Raw genomic sequence first — 17,766 nt, 5'->3', positions numbered from 1 at the left:
GTTAATTTTATGAAGCATTAAGCATATTTTCTATATATATGCCATATCCGCTTCTTGAGTCATCAATAAGAACGTGTGTTACAGCACCGATTATCTTTCCGTCCTGAATAATAGGACAGCCAGACATACCTTGTACAATTCCATTAGTCATATCAAGAAGTTCTTCAGAGGTAACAACAAAACTGATATTTTTGGAATCGTTATTGTTAAGCTGTGTAATTTTAATTTCGTAGTCATCATATTTATTATTCCTGTAAAATCTTACATATGCTTTACCCTTGTGGACACTGTATCTGTAACCGACACTCATAAGTGAAAGAGAATGCTTCTTTACAATAGAGTTGTCGATTGTTCCATATATTCCGTAAGAGCTGTTCTTGTCAATTGTTCCTATCGGGGTACTGTTCTTGTAGTCTATAATTCCCTGCAATTCTCCAGGAGTGCCATTCTGTCCTTTTATTATTGATAGAATTCTTGTGTTATATAATCTGCCATATTTAATATTAAGGGCTTTGCCGGTGGTATTATCAGTTATCGGGTGACCAAGTGCAGCGTAGTTATAATCTGTATCAATATAAGTTATTGTTCCTATACCCTGTGCATCATCTTTTACCCACAGACCTAGCTTATATTCACTGTTTTTATCCTCAACAGGGGTTACAGTTACATTTATTATTTCATCATTACGCAGTAATTCTATATTAAGCTTCTCGCCAGCACATTCATTTACCTTGCAAGATAACTGTTTCTTGGAATTGATTTCTTCATCATTGATTCTTAAAATGTAATCGCCTTTGGTAATAATATTTTCGCAGGGGGTTATTGTACCACTTGATTTGCTCTCGATGGAATCGGTCTTTACTACAAGTATTCCGCTGCTTTTCAGATATAAGCCAGCCTGAAAGCCACAGGGATAGACGTATTTTTCATCAACTACATTGACATTTACTGTCTTTAAAAATAAGAAGCCGAACAGATGAAGGTCGATGTGGTAACTTCCAGGACTGCCGGTTATAAAAGTAACCTCTCGGCTGAAATCAGCATTTGCAAGACTGTTATTAGTACCATTCTGCGTGTTGTGAACGCTTCCGGTAACGGGGAGTGACAGGTTGATACTTGTATCGCTTTGCTCAGTTATATATATCTGTTCAGGAAAATGCTTATTAACATAGTTTACATAAGATGTAATAAGAATAAATAAAAGTGTTATTATTCCTGACCAGTAAATATACTTATTTAATAATTTATTAGAAAATGTATTTTTATTAATAAGCATAGTTTTCCTCCTTTAAAATTTATTTGAAATTTATCTGATGATATTATTATCTGCAATAATGAAGCTAAATAAAAAGGTTTATAATGCCAATATATTTATATGATTTAATTTTATTTGTCGAATTATGTCGATAGTTGCGATGCGTTTTCGTTGTAAAATTATATTTTTAAATATATAATAATAAATATATTCATTATGCGGTGCTGAAAGATAGGTTCTTTTGGCGGAAAGCATATTTATATATTATTATATGACGAGGGGAAGAATTGCTTATGAATCCATTGAAAATTGTAATTGCGGATGATAACAAGAGAATGGTAGATGTAATCAAAGAGGTTATTAATGGAGAGCCGCAGTTAGATGTTGTAGGTACAGCAACGAATGGCGAGGATACAGTTGATGTCATTAAAAAGACACAGCCTGATATTGTACTTCTTGATATTATTATGCCGCAGATTGACGGACTAACTGTTATGCAGAGGATAAGGGAGGATAATGATTGTGTTAATCCTGCATTTATTGTTATTAGTGCAGTTGGAAGGGAAGCAGTGACAGAGGATGCTTTCAATATGGGAGCTACATATTATGTTATGAAACCATTTGATAATAATATGCTGATTGACCGCATTAAATATATTGGAGGAATTATTAATATAAAGCCTGTCAATATAAAAAAATCGGTTAACGACAGTATTCCTCATAACAAACATATCCTTGAGAATGAGATTACAGGAATGATACACGAGATTGGTGTTCCAGCACATATAAAGGGTTATCAGTATCTGAGAGAGTCTATAACACTTGCGGTTAATGATCCGGATATAATAAATAGTATTACCAAAGTCCTTTATCCAACTATAGCCAAAAAGTTTGACACAACACCAAGCCGTGTTGAAAGAGCTATAAGACACGCTATTGAAGTTGCATGGAACAGAGGTAATCCGGATATTCTTAACGATTTGTTCGGATATACAATCAGTAATGGCAAAGGCAAGCCGACTAATTCAGAATTCATAGCACTTATATCAGATAATATAAGGCTTCATCAGACAGCAGTTTGATGGTTTTTTAGGAATTATACTGACAGTTTATCAGCTTTTTTGCGGTTTTTTCTTGCTATATTGAACTTTGTATATTATAATATTAACGTATTTGTAAAAATGTTTTAACAAAATTGTAATATTTAGGAGTTTTATATATGCGTAAAAGAGTATTCAAAACGTTTGCTGCAGCAGCATTGGCAACAACTATTGCGGGAACAACAATTATAGGTTCAACAGCATTTGCTGACGAAATCAGTACACTTACACAGCAGAAGCAGGATAAACAGAATGAACTTGATCAGCTGCAGCAGCAGGCTGCCTATCTTCTTACAGAGATGAGTTCTTTAGAACAGGATATGGCAGATCTCTCAGATGAGATTGACCAGACTAACGCTGATCTTGAAGCTGCGCAACAGTTACAGCAGAAACAGTTTGATGATACTAAATTAAGAATTAAATATATGTATGAAGACCAGTCAACATCAATTTCAGATGTATTCCTTACAGCATCTGATATGAGTGATGTTATTAATAAGGCAAGTTATATGCAGCAGGTATATGACTATGATCGTAACAAGCTTGAAGAGATGGCTGCAACAGCAGCATCTATCGCTGAATATAAAAGTGATTTAGAGACTAAGCAGGCAGCTCTTAATGACAAGCAGAAGGAGCTTACTAACAAGCAGGCTACACTTTATACAGCAATTGATGCTGCACAGAGTGATATCAGCAACTTTGACGAATTATTAGCAGAAGCTAATGAAAAAGCTGCTAAGGCATTAGAACAGAAAAGACAGGCAGAAGCAGCAAGAGCAGCTGCAACAAGCGGTCAGACAACAACTAAGACAAAAGTTACATCAATACCTACATCAGCTAATAATGATTCATCAGTTGCATCTAACATTGTTTCAATAGCTTACAGATATGTTGGTGTTCCTTATAGAAGTGGTGGAGCTTCACCAAGTGGATTTGACTGTTCAGGTCTTGTATCATATGTACTTGCACAGGCAGGTATATCTGGTGTTGCCCGTTCATCAAGTTCACAGGCATATGGAGGCGTTGCTGTATCAGGTGGCATAAGTGCCGCACAGCCAGGTGATGTAATATGTTACCCGGGACACGTTGGTATCTACATCGGCGGAGGACAGATGATACATGCTTCTGTACCTGGTGATTATGTAAAGGTTTCTTCAGTTAATATCGGAATGCAGATAATTGGTGTAAGAAGATACTGGTAATTGATATATTTTGAAAAATATGTTTTAATATAGTTATTACATTGATTATATTTATACATTTAGTTACATAGATGTATAGAAAGGGGATTATATGAAGAATGTTTTATTTATTGCATCAGAAGCAGTACCTTTCATTAAAACAGGAGGTTTAGCTGACGTTGTTGGTTCGCTTCCTAAGTATTTTAATAAGGATGAATTTGATGTTCGTGTTATGATTCCAAAGTATACATGTATTCCTTGGGAGTACAGAGAGAAGATGGTATACAAGACTCATTTCTATATTGATTTAGCTTGGCGTACACAGTACGTTGGCGTATTTGAAATGGAGTATGATGGAGTTACATTCTATTTTATTGATAATGAATTCTATTTTGGAGGACCAAAGCCTTATAGCTGGATACACGAAGATATTGAGAAATTTGCATTCTTTAGCAAAGCTGCTTTGTCAGCAATACCTGTTATTGGTTTTAAGCCAGACATAATACATTGCAATGACTGGCAGACAGGACTTATTCCGGTATATTTACACGAGCGTTTTGCACTTGGGGATTTCTACAATGGTGTAAAGTCAATAATGACTATACATAACCTTAAGTTCCAGGGTATATGGGATCTTAAGAAGGTAAAGGATATTACCGGATTAGATGACAGCTATTTTACATCAGATAAGCTTGAAGCATATAAAGATGCTAATTATCTTAAGGGTGGCATAGTATACGCTGACAGGGTAACTACTGTTAGCGAGACATATGCAGAGGAGATTAAGACACCTTTCTATGGTGAGAATCTTGATGGTCTTATGAATGCAAGAGCTAATGTTCTTAGTGGTATTGTTAATGGCATAGATTACGAAGTATATAATCCTATGACAGATAAATCTCTTGCGGCTAACTATAATCAGATTACTTTCCGTAAAGAAAAGTGGAAGAATAAAGTTGCTCTCCAGAAAGAACTGGGACTTGCACAGGATAAGAGTAAGTTTATGATAGGTATAGTATCAAGACTTACAGACCAGAAGGGTCTCGATTTAATTGCTTATGTTATGGACGAGTTATGTGCAGAAGATGTACAGCTTGTAGTTCTTGGAACTGGTGAAGAGAAATATGAGAATATGTTCAGACATTTTGACTGGAAATATAATGACAGAGTATCTGCTAATATTTACTATTCAGAGGAGATGTCACACAAGATATATGCAGCTTGTGATGCATTCCTTATGCCTTCATTGTTTGAGCCTTGTGGACTCAGCCAGCTTATGTCTTTAAGATATGGTACAGTGCCTATAGTTAGAGAGACAGGTGGTCTTAAGGATACAGTTGAGCCATATAATGAATATGAGAGTACAGGAACAGGCTTCTCATTTGCTAATTACAATGCCCACGAAATGCTTGGGATTATTAATTATGCTAAGAGCGTATACTATAACCACAAGAGAGAGTGGAACAAGATAGTTGACAGAGGAATGAAAGCAGATTTCTCTTGGAAGAGTTCAGCTAAGAAGTATGAGGAATTATATAATTCTTTGTTCTAGGATATAATATGACTACTTCGTAGTCACTTAGAAGTTCCTTACGGAACTTTACATGTGCAGAAAAACTGCACGAGAATTATGATATAATATGACTACTTCGTAGTCACTAAGAAGTTTCTTCGAAACTTCGGATGCGTTGAAGAACAATGCAGGGCATATGGTATAATGAGCACAAGAATTATAAAATATAGTGCTGTGTGTTATGTAATTGAATATTGTTATTTACCTGCCAGACTGATGTATGTTGGTCTGGCATTTTTTTAACAGTAAAAGAAACTTTCTACTTGCCTTTTTAATTATGTTATGGTATTATTTTATTGTTATGCGGAAGTGGCGGAATGGCAGACGCAGCAGACTCAAAATCTGCCGGTGGTAACATCGTGTGGGTTCAAGTCCCATCTTCCGCATTAATAGATTAAGGAAGTCTTTGTATAAAGGCTTCCTTTTTGTGATTTTTGGTGTAAGATATGGCTAGAATCGTTCTGTATTAATTTCAAGACAGCGTTTTAGCCTTTTATACATTCCCTGCTTGGTCATTCCAAGCTTGGTGGCTGCCTGCTCTGCACCCAGTGTATTAATCATTTCCCTGACTTCTTTAACGGAAAGATTATAATAATTGCTTGTGCGGCCTGCATTTCTTGTTTTCCATTTTTTGAGCTTTTCTTCATCGTAGGATAATACAAGCTGGTTTCTATCGAATGTATTTTTTATTTCTGCTTTGCCGCCAAAGAGACTTAACAGGTTGTTTAATGTCTTTACCTGTTCCTCATCTTCGGCAGTCTTATTTATATCAAATATCAATACATTTAAGTCGTACATAATAACCTCCATAAGTAAACTAATTAATTATTTGTCTAAAGTATAACATATAGACTATGTAATAGAAATGGCTTATATACAATTTGGCATTTACTTATAGATTGCTTGTTATGTGTTTATATTATTTGTTATGCTTATATATTGTTTGTTGTTTTTTTATATATTAATGCTGTGTGAAAAGCGAAAAGTGGTTTGTTGTTTTTAAATAAAAACTTAATAATGCTTTTATTTTTTTTATAAATGGACTATAATTCTTTAGCAATAAACATTGAGGTTATGTTTATCTAATAAATAATCATTATTATGAACAGGAGGAATTTATTATGTTGCCATTATGGCTTTGTATCCCTTTCGCAGGATTACTTTTATGTATTGCAATTATGCCACTTGTGAAAGCTGAATGGTGGGAAAGTCATCAGATACACGCAGTTATATTCTGGTCACTTTTATTTATCATTCCATATGCGGTAACAAAAGGTGCATCAACAGCAGCGGAAACGGTGCTTGAATGTATAATTAACGATTATCTTAGTTTTATTATTTTATTATTTGGTTTATTCTGTGTTACAGGTAATATATCTGTTGATGGTGATTTGGTTGGTTCACCAAGAGTAAATACAATTACATTATTAATAGGAACATTTCTTTCCAGCCTAATAGGAACAACTGGTGCAAGTATGTTATTGGTTCGTCCGCTTATTAAGATGAACTCCTGGAGACATAGAAGAAGTCATATTATGATATTCTTTATATTCCTTATCTCTAATATGGGTGGCTGTCTTACACCAATTGGTGATCCACCACTTCTTATGGGATTTATGAGAGGGGTTCCGTTTACATGGAGTTTACATCTTCTTCCAGTATTATGCTTTAACCTTGTAATTCTGCTTCCAATATTCTATATGATTGACAGACATAATTACAGACTTGATATTGCTGAGGGTAGTGTGCCTGATATAAGTAAGGAGTCAACAGAATTAAAGCTTCAGGGTGCTCACAATATTATATTTATAGTAACAATCGTAATTGCTGTTGTACTTAGTGGTACACTTACTAATGTTCCAGCATTTATTGGAGCCAACGGAGAGCTTAAGGGCTTACATATTGGAGAAGTAACATTCTCATTTGTTACAATGATAGAGATTGCAATAATTCTTTTATCAGCGTTATTGTCATTTAAGACAACACAATCTGAGATTAGAACCAAGAACCATTTCAACTGGGGTGCAATTCAGGAAGTAGCTGTACTTTTTATAGGTATATTTATTACAATGCAGCCAGCTCTGATGATTCTTAAGGCTGTTGGTCCAACACTTGGAATTAACAAGGCATGGCAGATGTTCTGGACAACAGGTGCACTTTCAAGTTTCCTTGATAATACACCAACATACCTTGTATTCTTTACCACTGCTGGTACATTAGGATTTACAAATGGTATTACAACAAGTGCAGGTATTATAACTGTGAAGCTTCTTACTGCTATATCTTGTGGCGCGGTATTTATGGGAGCTGGTACATATATCGGTAATGCACCTAATTTTATGGTTAAATCCATTGCAGACGAGAATGGTGTCAGAATGCCTGGTTTCTTCGGATATATGCTTTGGTCTATAGGTATTTTAGTTCCTGTGTTTATACTTGACACATTAATATTCTTTTTATAGGAGGAAGGCAATATGAGCGATAATAATATTAATAATATTGATAATAGTATCAATAATGAGAATAAGTCATCAAATGATGATGCTAAGACAATTGCCTACAATCTTGCTAAGAAGATATATGAACTTGATAGCAATGTATATGAGAGTGTAGGTTCAGAACTTGGACGAGTATTTATAGGTGATGCGGACAAATGTCTTGATAAGCTTAGTGCACTTATATATACTAACCCACACGGATATCTGTTAAGAAGTGAAGTTGCTCTTGTAGGAAATATGGCAAGAACAATTAAGGATAAGGAAGTTAAGTCTAAGTTTATGCGTCAGTATAATGACATATTAAACGAGATAGCAGAACTTCCTCACGGATTTGGTTCAGTTGATATACTTGATACATCAATCAGTGAGTTAAATGTATCTAATTTCCACAGAAATAACAACGATAACAGAATGATAATATGTATAAGCCGTACAGAGGGAAGTGCTGGTACTGATATCGGATTTGCACTTGCTGATAAATTAAGACTTAACTATTATGATGCTGAGATTTTCAAGGATCTTGTTATCCGTAAAGATGCAGAAAAAGATGCAAGATGGAAGAGCAAGAAGATTGACTTAAGCCACGAAATGATTAATCCAGAAAAGGCAAGACGTTTCAGCCGTAACCACGGACTTCCAGCTAATGATGCGGCATTCTTTAATGAATCAGAAATTCTTAGGGAACTTGCTGAGAAAGAGGATTTTATTGTTATCGGACGTTGTGCTGACGTTATTCTTAAGAATAACAATATACCTCACGTCAGTGTATTTATTACTGCACCTGTACAGCAGAGAGCAAGACGAATTATGGAACTTGAGAAAATTCCATATTCTAAGGCATTAAAGAGGTTGGTTAAATTGGATAAAAAGCGAGAACGTTACTATAAATTCTACACCAATAATATATGGGGGCAGGCATACAACTATGATTTATGTATTAACAGTGCAAGCTATGGTATAGATGAAGCTGTCAACCTCATATTAAGAGTTATTAACAGGGATAAATAAATATCCGTTAAATGTAACAACCTGAAATTAGTAATGTATTTTTTAATAATGCACAGACTTTTAATGGAAAGTCTGTGCATTTTCTGCTATAATGTGCGTAAGCAATGAGCCGTGCCAGTCTGAAGCCTGAGGAAGAACTGTGCTTGCACAAAGTTCTTCTTTGGGCTTTAGACTGATAGGGCGAATGCCCGACAGTTCTGGAAAGCAAAGCTTTCCAGAACCTGCACGGCGTACTAAAATACCCCAATGGTTTTAGCCTGAATTAAGAACTAAATTCGGATACCACCAGAAGAGCACATCTTGTGCGATTTCGTCCGTCCGACAAACTATTGGCTCAGTGAGGCATATTATGGATAATTGCAAGCAAATTCAGAAAATGATTAAAGATTACGACAAAGGCAATCTTTCATTAAAGCAGGAAGAACAATTCATACAGCATATCCTTAACTGTGAGGACTGCAAAGAAGAACTGGAGATATATTATATTGTGTCATACGGACTTGATGAAGACAATATATCAAAAAATACCCCTCCAGCTATCAAAGCCTGCATAGACAGCTATGATTTTAAGACATTAGTTGACTTGAAATTATCTCTAAGCATAGATAAATGCAATGCAATAAGAGAATGGAATCATAATATAACAATATTGAATATTATGATAGAAGTAATTATGCTTCTGACTTTTATTATTTGTATAATAATCAGATATTATTAAAAGCTGGAATGTTGTAATACGGCATTTTGTATCCTGCTATTTACAGGATTTCCAGCTGGAATGGAGATTTAGAATGAGTAAATTGCTGCTTATAGATGGGCACAGTATATTAAACAGGGCATTCTACGGAGTGCCTGATTTAACTAACAGCGAAGGAATACATACTAATGCAATGTATGGATTCCTTAATATTATGTTTAAATTTATAGATGAGGAAAAGCCTGATTATGTTACAGTTGCATTTGATCTTAGTGCACCAACTTTCAGACATAAAGTATATGATGGTTATAAAGGCACAAGAAAGCCGATGCTTCCTGAGTTAAGACAGCAGGTTCCGCTTATGAAGGAACTACTTACAGCTATGAATATAACTATAGTAGAAAAAGAAGGCTTTGAGGCAGATGATATTCTAGGAACAATAGCCAAGAACTCGCAGAAGCAGGGAATTGACGTGTCTATTGTATCTGGTGACAGGGATTTGTTGCAGCTTGCAGATACTAATATCAAAATCCGTATACCAAAGACTAAAAAGGGAGTTACAGAGGTTGAAGATTATTATCCAGAAGATGTAAAAGAACTTTATGGCGTAACACCTGCGGAATTCATAGAGATGAAGGCACTTATGGGTGACAGCTCTGATAATATACCTGGTGCACCGGGAATAGGCCCTAAGACAGCCTCAGCTTTAATAATAAAGTATCATAATATAGATAATATTATAGATAATATATCAGAATTAAAGCCGCCAAAGGCTAAGAAATCAATAGAAGAAAATATTGAGCAGATTAAATTAAGCCGTTATTTATCAGAGATTAAGATAGATGTTGATGTCGATTATGACATTAATAATGCGGATATTAATGATATGTTTAATCAGGAGTCATATAAGCTTTTTAAGCGTTACGATTTCAAGAATATGCTTAAAAGATGTGACAATGGTACACAGTCAGAGCCTGAATGTTGTAAACATTTTAATAAGGTGGAGGATTTTGCCAAAGCCGAGGAAGTGTTTGAAACAGCAGCTTCACATATTAAAGAAAATAAAAAAATCGGACTTGGAATAATTGCAGAAGACGAGCTTCTTGGAGTTTCGATATCATATTCTGATGAGGATATATATTATATTCCAGCTGGAGGCTTTATTACATCTGATTATTTAAAAGATAAGCTTATGAGATTAATAAAGTGTTCAGATAACAGGAATATTGTAATAGATAATCTTAAAGACTATCTTTACATTTTTGATAACTATACAGATGGGAATAACGATGACAGCCTTGAAGTATCAGAACAGGCATTTATGGATATAGCAATTGCTGCATATCTTATTCATCCTAACAATGAAAGATATGATTATGAAGCACTGGCAAGAGAATACCTTTCAATGCTTATTATGTCACAGACAGAGCTTCTTGGAAAGAGAAGCATAAAGGAAAGCTTTGATATTGATGATGCGAACTTGTTTAAACTTGCCTGCTTTAAGGCATATGTAAATTATAGATGTGCACAGTCTGTTATAGATGTCCTTATATCAGAGGATATGTATTCATTATACAATGATATAGAAATGCCTCTTGTATTCGTGCTTTACGATATGCAAAGATTCGGTATAAGGGTTGACAAGAATGAGCTTGATGATTACTCAAAGGTACTTACAGAGAAGATAAATGTCCTTGAGAAAGAGATATATGAGCTTGCAGGCGAAGAATTTAATATTAATTCGCCTAAACAGCTTGGTGTTATTCTGTTTGAGAAAATGGGTATGCCTAACGGAAAGAAGACAAAAAGTGGTTACTCTACAGCCGCAGATATTTTAGATAAGCTTGCACCAGATTATCCAATTGTTAAGAAGATACTTGAATATAGACAGTTAGCAAAGCTTAATTCAACATATGCTGTCGGACTTACAGCATATATTAAAGAAGATGGACGGATTCACGGAACATTTAACCAGACAATTACTGCGACGGGAAGAATAAGCAGTACAGACCCTAATCTTCAGAATATACCAATACGAATGGAGATGGGAAAGAAGATACGAAAGGTATTCATTCCAAAAGACGGCTATGTGTTTATTGATGCTGATTATTCACAGATTGAGTTAAGAATACTTGCCCATATGTCAGGTGATGAGAAGCTAATAGCTGCATATAATTCATCAGAAGATATTCACAGGGCAACAGCGGCAGAAGTATTTAATACTCCTATAGATGAGGTTACACCATTACAGAGAAGCAATGCCAAGGCAGTTAATTTTGGAATAATATACGGAATGAGTTCGTTTGGACTTAGTCAGGATTTAAGTATTACACCTAAGGAGGCCAAAGCATATATTGACAAATATTTTGCGACATATCCATCAATTAAAGAATTTATTGACGGACTTGTAAGCTCTGCCAAAGAAAAAGGATATTCTCTTACAATGTTTAACAGAAGAAGAGAGATACCTGAACTTTCATCTGGTAACTTTATGCAGCGTTCATTTGGGGAACGAGTTGCTATGAATGCACCAATACAGGGAACAGCGGCTGATATTATTAAGCTTGCTATGATTAGGGTCAGCAGGGCATTAAAGGAAAAAGGTCTTAAATCACACCTTATATTACAGGTTCACGATGAACTTTTAGTTGAAACAGCTATAGATGAAATCGATGATGTACGACAGATATTAACAGAGGGTATGAAAGAGGCAGTAAGTCTTAAAGTTCCACTTGAAATAGATATAAAGCAGGGTAAAAACTGGCTTGAGGCACATTAATACTATAGACATAGAAAAGTATATTATAACTATAAATGAGGACTACTTATGAAGACAATTGGAATAACAGGTGGAGTTGGTGCTGGTAAATCAGCGGTTCTTGAATATTTAGCTGATAATTACAACTGTGATATTATTATGACAGATGATGTAGCCAAAGGATTGTATACAAAAGGTTCTAAGACATATGAAATGATGATAGCATTGATTGGCGAAGATATTGTCGATGAAACTGGAGAGATTGATAAAAAGAAGCTGGCAGATATAATATTTTCTAATGCCAATAAACGTATGGCAGTAAATAGTATAGTACACCCGGCAGTAAAGCAGGAGGTTATCACACGCATAACGAATAATAAAATAGCTGGAAGATTAGATTATACATTTGTTGAGTCAGCACTGCTGCTTACAGAACATTATGATGTATTCTGCGATGAGGTATGGTATATAGACACATCAGAGGATATAAGAAGACAGCGCTTAAAAGAAAGCCGTGGCTATAGTGATGAAAAGATTGATAATATATTAAAGAGCCAGCAGGCATTAGAGAATATTAAAGATAAATGCAGCTATTGTATTGATAATAATAAGGATTTAGAATATACTTTCAGACAGATACAAAACATTTTATTGAGCTAAAGTGGCTCTTGTGTTAAAATGTGGGCAGAAATGAGGATATGATATGGATAAAGAAAGGAATTCCAACAATAGTTATGTGTTTGGTCTTGATATAGGAACAAGGAGCGTTGTTGGCGTTGTAGGTTATCTTGAATATGGCAGATTTAAAATAGCAGCAATGGCACAGCAGCTCCATACAACGCGTGCTATGCTTGATGGGCAGATACACGATATATATAAAGTAGGTGATACAATACGTCAGGTTAAGCTTGCACTTGAAAGGCAGCTTAATATGGAACTTAAAGATGTATGTATAGCTGCTGCGGGCAGGGTTTTAAGAACAGTTAATGCGACTGCCGAGTATGAATTTGAAGAAGAGACAAGAGTTACAGCGGAGGATATATATTCGCTTAATCTTCTTGCGGTAGAGAATGCACATCATTCAATCAATGATGCCACACAGAAAGACAGATTTTACTGTGTAGGCAATACACCTATAAGATATCAGCTTAATGGTTATGATATAGGTAACCTTGAGGGGCATAAGGCTAGAAAAATATTTGTTGAGCTTATTGCTACATTTCTTCCGGAAGAAGTTGTAGACGGACTATACGAGGCAGTAGAGTATGCTGGACTTAATGTTGCTTCACTTACATTAGAGCCAATAGCTTCAATGAATATTGCGATTCCAGAACAGTACAGACTTCTTAACATATGTCTTGTCGATGTCGGAGCGGGTACATCGGATATATGTATTACTAAAGATGGAAGCATTGTGGCTTATGGTATGATTCCATTAGCAGGTGATGAGATAACAGAAAAGATTGCAAAGAATTATCTTGTTGACTTCAACACAGCGGAGACTATTAAGATATCCGCAAGCAATCCGGACAATAAAGAGGTTGTGTTCAATGATATTATGGGACTTGAACAGAGGGTTGCTTCAAGCGAGATACAGGCAATAGCAGAAGAATCAATTGATAATATGGCAAAGTCGACATCAGATAAGATTATCGAGCTTAATGGCGGTAAGCCGGTAAATGCTGTATTCGTTGTAGGTGGTGGCGGTAAAATGCCAAGTTACACCAAGGTACTTGCTAAGAATCTTGGCATAGCACCTGAAAGAGTTGCAATAAGAGGAAAGGAAGTCCTTACAACAGTGGATTTTAATGTTGAAGGCTTTGAGAAAGATTCTTTATATGTAACACCAGTAGGTATATGTACGAATTATTATACACAGAAGAATAAGTTTATATTTGTTAATGTCAATAATGAGCGTATTAAGTTATATGATAATAATAAGCTCACAGTATTTGATGCGATTATGCAGATAGGTTATCCTAATGAGAAGCTTTTCCCAAGACGGGGTGCTCAGATTGAATTTATGGTTAATGGCAAAGTAAGGCTTGTAAGAGGTCTTGCCGGGGAAGGTGCAGTCATTACACTTAATAATAAGCCTGCCAGCCTTAATACAGCAATTGAGCAGAATGATGTCATATTTGTTGAGGAGTCAACGATTGGTGAGCCGGCTTCAATTACTTTAGGACAGATAGAAGAATTTGGTTCAGATATAACATTTGTTGTCAATGGAAAGAATATCGTCTGCCCAAGATTTGCATATGTTAATGGTGAATTAAAGTCAGAATTCTATGATATCAGAAATGAAGACTCAATAAGAATAGAGAACTTCTATACAGTAGAACAGTTATTTACATTCCTTGACCTGGACTATAAAGATTATGATGTATTAGTTAATAATATGCCAGCTAATAAACATACTAAGGTTTATGAGAATTTTATGGTTTCATTCAGCAATGTGCCTAAGCAGACAAGCTATGCTGATTTAGAAGATGATACAGAAAATGAAGATGCTGACAGAGGTTATTATTCAGATAACAATACTGAGCAGAATAATGAAGCTGGAAATGGACCGGCAGTCCAGAATGATAGTGATGATAATAATTCGTCTGATATGTCTGATGCGACTAAAGGTAATAATAATGCTGGTGATACACAAGAATCAGCCGATGGAGCTTCATTTAATACAGCACCAGATATTCAAAGGCCAATCAGGGATGTGTCAATAATCGTTAATGGGACACCTGTTGTATTAAAGGGAAAGAGTGATTATGTGCTTGTTGATTTATTCCAGTTTTATGACTTTGACCTTTCCAAACCCAAAGGAAATATTGTAATATTACATAATGGTGTCAGAAGTGAATATACAGCACCGCTAAATGATGGTGATGATATAAAGATATTCTGGGAATAACAAGCTTTAAGTAATGTGAAGAATTTATAATTCATAATAATAGAAATGAGGATTGACTTATGAGAATGATGCCGATTGCAAGCGGCAGTAGTGGCAACTGTATATATATTGGTTCAGATGATACACATATATTAATAGATGCTGGAATAAGCCGTAAGAAGATAGAAGAAGGGCTTAACAGCATAGATGTATCATTAAAGGATATAGATGCAGTATTTGTTACACACGAACATATTGACCATATAAAAGGACTTGGCGTAATGTCAAGAAAAGATGGAATACCAATATATTCAACAGACGGAACAATTAATGGAATTAAGGCAGCTACGAGCCTTGGAAATATAGACTCAGATTATTACCATATAATTGAAGCTGATACAGATATTCATCTTAAAGATATGACAATACATAGTTTCAGTGTATCGCACGATGCCAATGAACCAGTTGCCTACAGTGTATATTGCGATAATAACAAAGCTTCGGTCATAACAGATCTTGGATATTATGATGACTATATTATTGATAATCTTGAGAATTCGGATATGATGCTTGTTGAAGCCAACCACGATATTAATATGCTTCAGATAGGAAGTTATCCTTATTATCTTAAACAGCGCATACTTGGCAATAAAGGACATTTGTCGAATGATTCATCAGCAAGGCTTATCAATTCTCTTCTTAATGATAACATTAAAGGGATATACCTTGGACATTTAAGCAAAGAGAATAATTATGATAAGCTTGCATATGAAACAGTTAAGTTAGAGATAGACTTAAGTGATAATGAATACAAGTCTAAAGATTTTCATATAGAGGTAGCAAAGAGAAGTGAGCCATCAACACTTCTTGAAATATAGCACTACAGTGGTATAAATATGCGAGAGCATATTTACATAAATACATATGCACAAATGCAAAGAATGGAGGACTATTATGAAAAAATGTGTAATTACAGTCGTAGGAAAGGATACTGTTGGTATCATAGCAAAGGTGTGTACATATCTTGCTAAGACAGAAATTAATATTCTTGATATTTCACAGACTATCGTATCAGGTTATTTTAATATGATGATGATAGTTGATTTATCAAATTCCAATACAGGCTTTGATGAAGTTGTAACAGCACTTGAGAATCTTGGCAAGGAAATTGGTGTTGTAATTAAATGTCAGAGAGAAGAAATCTTTGATATGATGCACAGAATTTAATTAACTATTATTAAGTATACGCCATTGGCGATGCGGAAATGAGGAGAAAAATGATTAACATATATGAAGTTACTGAAACCAACAAAATGGTTGAGAAGGAAAATCTTGATGTAAGAACAATTACACTTGGTATCAATCTTCTTGACTGTGCAAGCGAGAATCTTGATGAAGTAAATGAAAAAATATATAAAAAAATCACAACTCTTGCTAAAGACCTTGTAAAGACAGGAGAGGATATTTCAAGGGAAATAGGTATTCCAATAGTTAATAAAAGAATTTCTATAACACCTATTTCATTAGTTGGTGCCTCATGCTGTAAAACACCTGACGATTATGTAACTATTGCAAAGACACTTGATAAGGCTGCCCATGAAGTCGGAGTTAATTTCATAGGTGGTTATTCTGCTGTTGTATCAAAGGGTATGACAAAGAGCGACGAACTGCTTATCCGTTCAATTCCTAAAGCACTTGCATCTACAGAACTTATATGCAGCTCAGTAAATGTTGGCTCTACAAAGACGGGTATTAATATGGATGCTGTAAGACTTATGGGCGAAATAGTTAAAGAGACTGCCGCATTAACGAAAGATGCAGACTCTCTTGGCTGTGCAAAGCTTGTTGTATTATGTAATGCTCCAGATGATAATCCATTTATGGCAGGAGCTTTCCACGGAGTTACAGAAGATGATGCTATTATCAATGTAGGTGTCAGTGGTCCGGGTGTTGTTAAGTATGCGCTTGAAAGTGTAAGAGGAGAAAGCTTTGAAGTACTCTGCGAAACTATCAAGAAGACAGCATTTAAGATAACAAGAGTAGGACAGCTTGTTGCTCAGGAAGCTTCTAGACGACTTGGCATACCATTTGGTATAATTGATCTTTCACTTGCCCCAACACCGGCAATTGGTGATTCTGTTGCAGAAATTCTTGAAGAAATCGGACTTGAGAGAGCCGGTGCTCCGGGAACAACAGCAGCACTTGCACTTCTTAACGATCAGGTTAAGAAAGGCGGCGTAATGGCTTCATCATATGTAGGTGGACTTAGTGGTGCATTTATTCCGGTAAGTGAAGATCAGGGAATGATTGATGCAGTTAATGCGGGTTCGCTTACTATTGAAAAGCTTGAAGCTATGACATGTGTATGTTCTGTAGGTCTTGATATGATTGCTATACCAGGAGATACAAAGGCATCTACAATATCTGGTATCATTGCAGATGAAGCAGCTATCGGTATGGTAAACCAGAAGACAACAGCTGTAAGAGTAATACCTGTTGTTGGAAAGGGTGTTGGCGAGACTGTAGAATTTGGCGGACTTTTAGGCTATGCTCCTATTATGCCGGTTAATACATTTGACTGCTCAGCATTTGTAAACAGACCAGGAAGAATACCTGCGCCTATACATAGTTTTAAGAATTAATTACACATTTTAGAGTTAATATATTGATGTAGGTTATATGACAAAAATAAAACCCCGGAGCAAATGCTTCGGGGTTTTTATGTGTTGAACATATTCGCTGTGTTTTATAATTATATAAGTTTAATTATTTAGCCGGCTTCCATTGTTCCATTAAAATGTTATAT

General features: G+C 35.4%; 14 protein-coding genes and 1 tRNA gene. 13 read left to right on the top strand and 2 right to left on the bottom strand.

The annotated features are described in order from the left end of the window. Window positions 1–7 precede the first annotated feature (7 nt). The gene (gene spoIVB, locus WMO14_RS02045) at window positions 8–1,276 is read right to left on the bottom strand and encodes a SpoIVB peptidase (RefSeq protein ID WP_055174844.1); all 1,269 of its coding nucleotides are present in this window, start codon (window positions 1,274–1,276) and stop codon (window positions 8–10) included. A gap of 272 nt (window positions 1,277–1,548) precedes the next feature. On the opposite strand from spoIVB, the gene spo0A reads away from it, so the two are divergent. The 4 genes from spo0A to WMO14_RS02025 all read left to right on the top strand — a co-directional run bounded on the left by spo0A (window position 1,549) and on the right by WMO14_RS02025 (window position 5,495). Continuing rightward, complete coding sequence (gene spo0A, locus WMO14_RS02040; RefSeq protein WP_022503186.1) at window positions 1,549–2,337, top strand: sporulation transcription factor Spo0A; 789 nt, start codon at window positions 1,549–1,551, stop codon at window positions 2,335–2,337. Between the two features lie 137 nt (window positions 2,338–2,474). Further along, window positions 2,475–3,557: a C40 family peptidase gene (locus WMO14_RS02035; protein ID WP_055174840.1), complete on the top strand. Its 1,083-nt coding sequence runs from the start codon at window positions 2,475–2,477 to the stop codon at window positions 3,555–3,557. 91 nt (window positions 3,558–3,648) lie between these two features. Beyond that, complete coding sequence (glgA, locus tag WMO14_RS02030) at window positions 3,649–5,088, top strand: glycogen synthase GlgA (RefSeq protein ID WP_022503188.1); 1,440 nt, start codon at window positions 3,649–3,651, stop codon at window positions 5,086–5,088. Window positions 5,089–5,412: 324 nt separating this feature from the next. After that, window positions 5,413–5,495 (top strand) — tRNA-Leu (locus WMO14_RS02025). 64 nt (window positions 5,496–5,559) lie between these two features. On the opposite strand, the gene WMO14_RS02020 is transcribed toward WMO14_RS02025, so the two are convergent. Further along, window positions 5,560–5,907 carry a hypothetical protein gene (locus tag WMO14_RS02020; protein WP_055174837.1) on the bottom strand — a complete coding sequence of 116 codons (348 nt, stop codon included), beginning with the start codon at window positions 5,905–5,907 and terminating at the stop codon, window positions 5,560–5,562. A 323-nt stretch (window positions 5,908–6,230) separates the two neighbouring features. Here WMO14_RS02020 and WMO14_RS02015 point away from each other — a divergent pair, with 323 nt between their 5' ends. The 9 genes from WMO14_RS02015 (at window position 6,231) to WMO14_RS01975 (ending at window position 17,602) form a co-directional block, all read left to right on the top strand. Then, window positions 6,231–7,571 (top strand): sodium:proton antiporter, encoded by a 1,341-nt coding sequence (locus tag WMO14_RS02015; RefSeq protein WP_022503190.1) that lies wholly within the window; start codon window positions 6,231–6,233, stop codon window positions 7,569–7,571. 12 nt (window positions 7,572–7,583) lie between these two features. Next, window positions 7,584–8,615, top strand: coding sequence for a cytidylate kinase-like family protein (locus WMO14_RS02010; RefSeq protein ID WP_022503191.1), 1,032 nt, complete (start codon window positions 7,584–7,586; stop codon window positions 8,613–8,615). Window positions 8,616–8,964: 349 nt separating this feature from the next. Beyond that, the gene (locus WMO14_RS02005) at window positions 8,965–9,333 is read left to right on the top strand and encodes a zf-HC2 domain-containing protein (protein WP_022503192.1); all 369 of its coding nucleotides are present in this window, start codon (window positions 8,965–8,967) and stop codon (window positions 9,331–9,333) included. Between the two features lie 73 nt (window positions 9,334–9,406). Next, window positions 9,407–12,091, top strand: a complete 2,685-nt coding sequence (gene polA, locus WMO14_RS02000) for a DNA polymerase I (RefSeq protein WP_349153181.1) — start codon at window positions 9,407–9,409, stop codon at window positions 12,089–12,091. Window positions 12,092–12,139: 48 nt separating this feature from the next. Continuing rightward, window positions 12,140–12,730, top strand: coding sequence for a dephospho-CoA kinase (coaE, locus tag WMO14_RS01995; RefSeq protein WP_349153180.1), 591 nt, complete (start codon window positions 12,140–12,142; stop codon window positions 12,728–12,730). A gap of 43 nt (window positions 12,731–12,773) precedes the next feature. Continuing rightward, window positions 12,774–14,981, top strand: a complete 2,208-nt coding sequence (locus WMO14_RS01990; RefSeq protein ID WP_349153179.1) for a cell division FtsA domain-containing protein — start codon at window positions 12,774–12,776, stop codon at window positions 14,979–14,981. A 59-nt stretch (window positions 14,982–15,040) separates the two neighbouring features. Further along, a complete protein-coding gene (locus WMO14_RS01985; RefSeq protein WP_055306622.1) occupies window positions 15,041–15,838 on the top strand; it encodes an MBL fold metallo-hydrolase in 798 nt (265 codons plus the stop codon). Between the two features lie 76 nt (window positions 15,839–15,914). After that, complete coding sequence (locus tag WMO14_RS01980) at window positions 15,915–16,187, top strand: ACT domain-containing protein (RefSeq protein ID WP_022503196.1); 273 nt, start codon at window positions 15,915–15,917, stop codon at window positions 16,185–16,187. 50 nt (window positions 16,188–16,237) lie between these two features. Continuing rightward, window positions 16,238–17,602, top strand: coding sequence for a PFL family protein (locus tag WMO14_RS01975; protein ID WP_022503197.1), 1,365 nt, complete (start codon window positions 16,238–16,240; stop codon window positions 17,600–17,602). Window positions 17,603–17,766 lie beyond the last annotated feature (164 nt).

Source organism: Lachnospira rogosae (ex Hitch et al. 2025), from assembly GCF_040096455.1.
Classification (GTDB): Bacteria; Bacillota; Clostridia; order Lachnospirales; family Lachnospiraceae; genus Lachnospira; species Lachnospira rogosae.
Note: the sequence above shows the minus strand (reverse complement) of the source record. Positions and strands in the feature narration are given on the sequence as shown.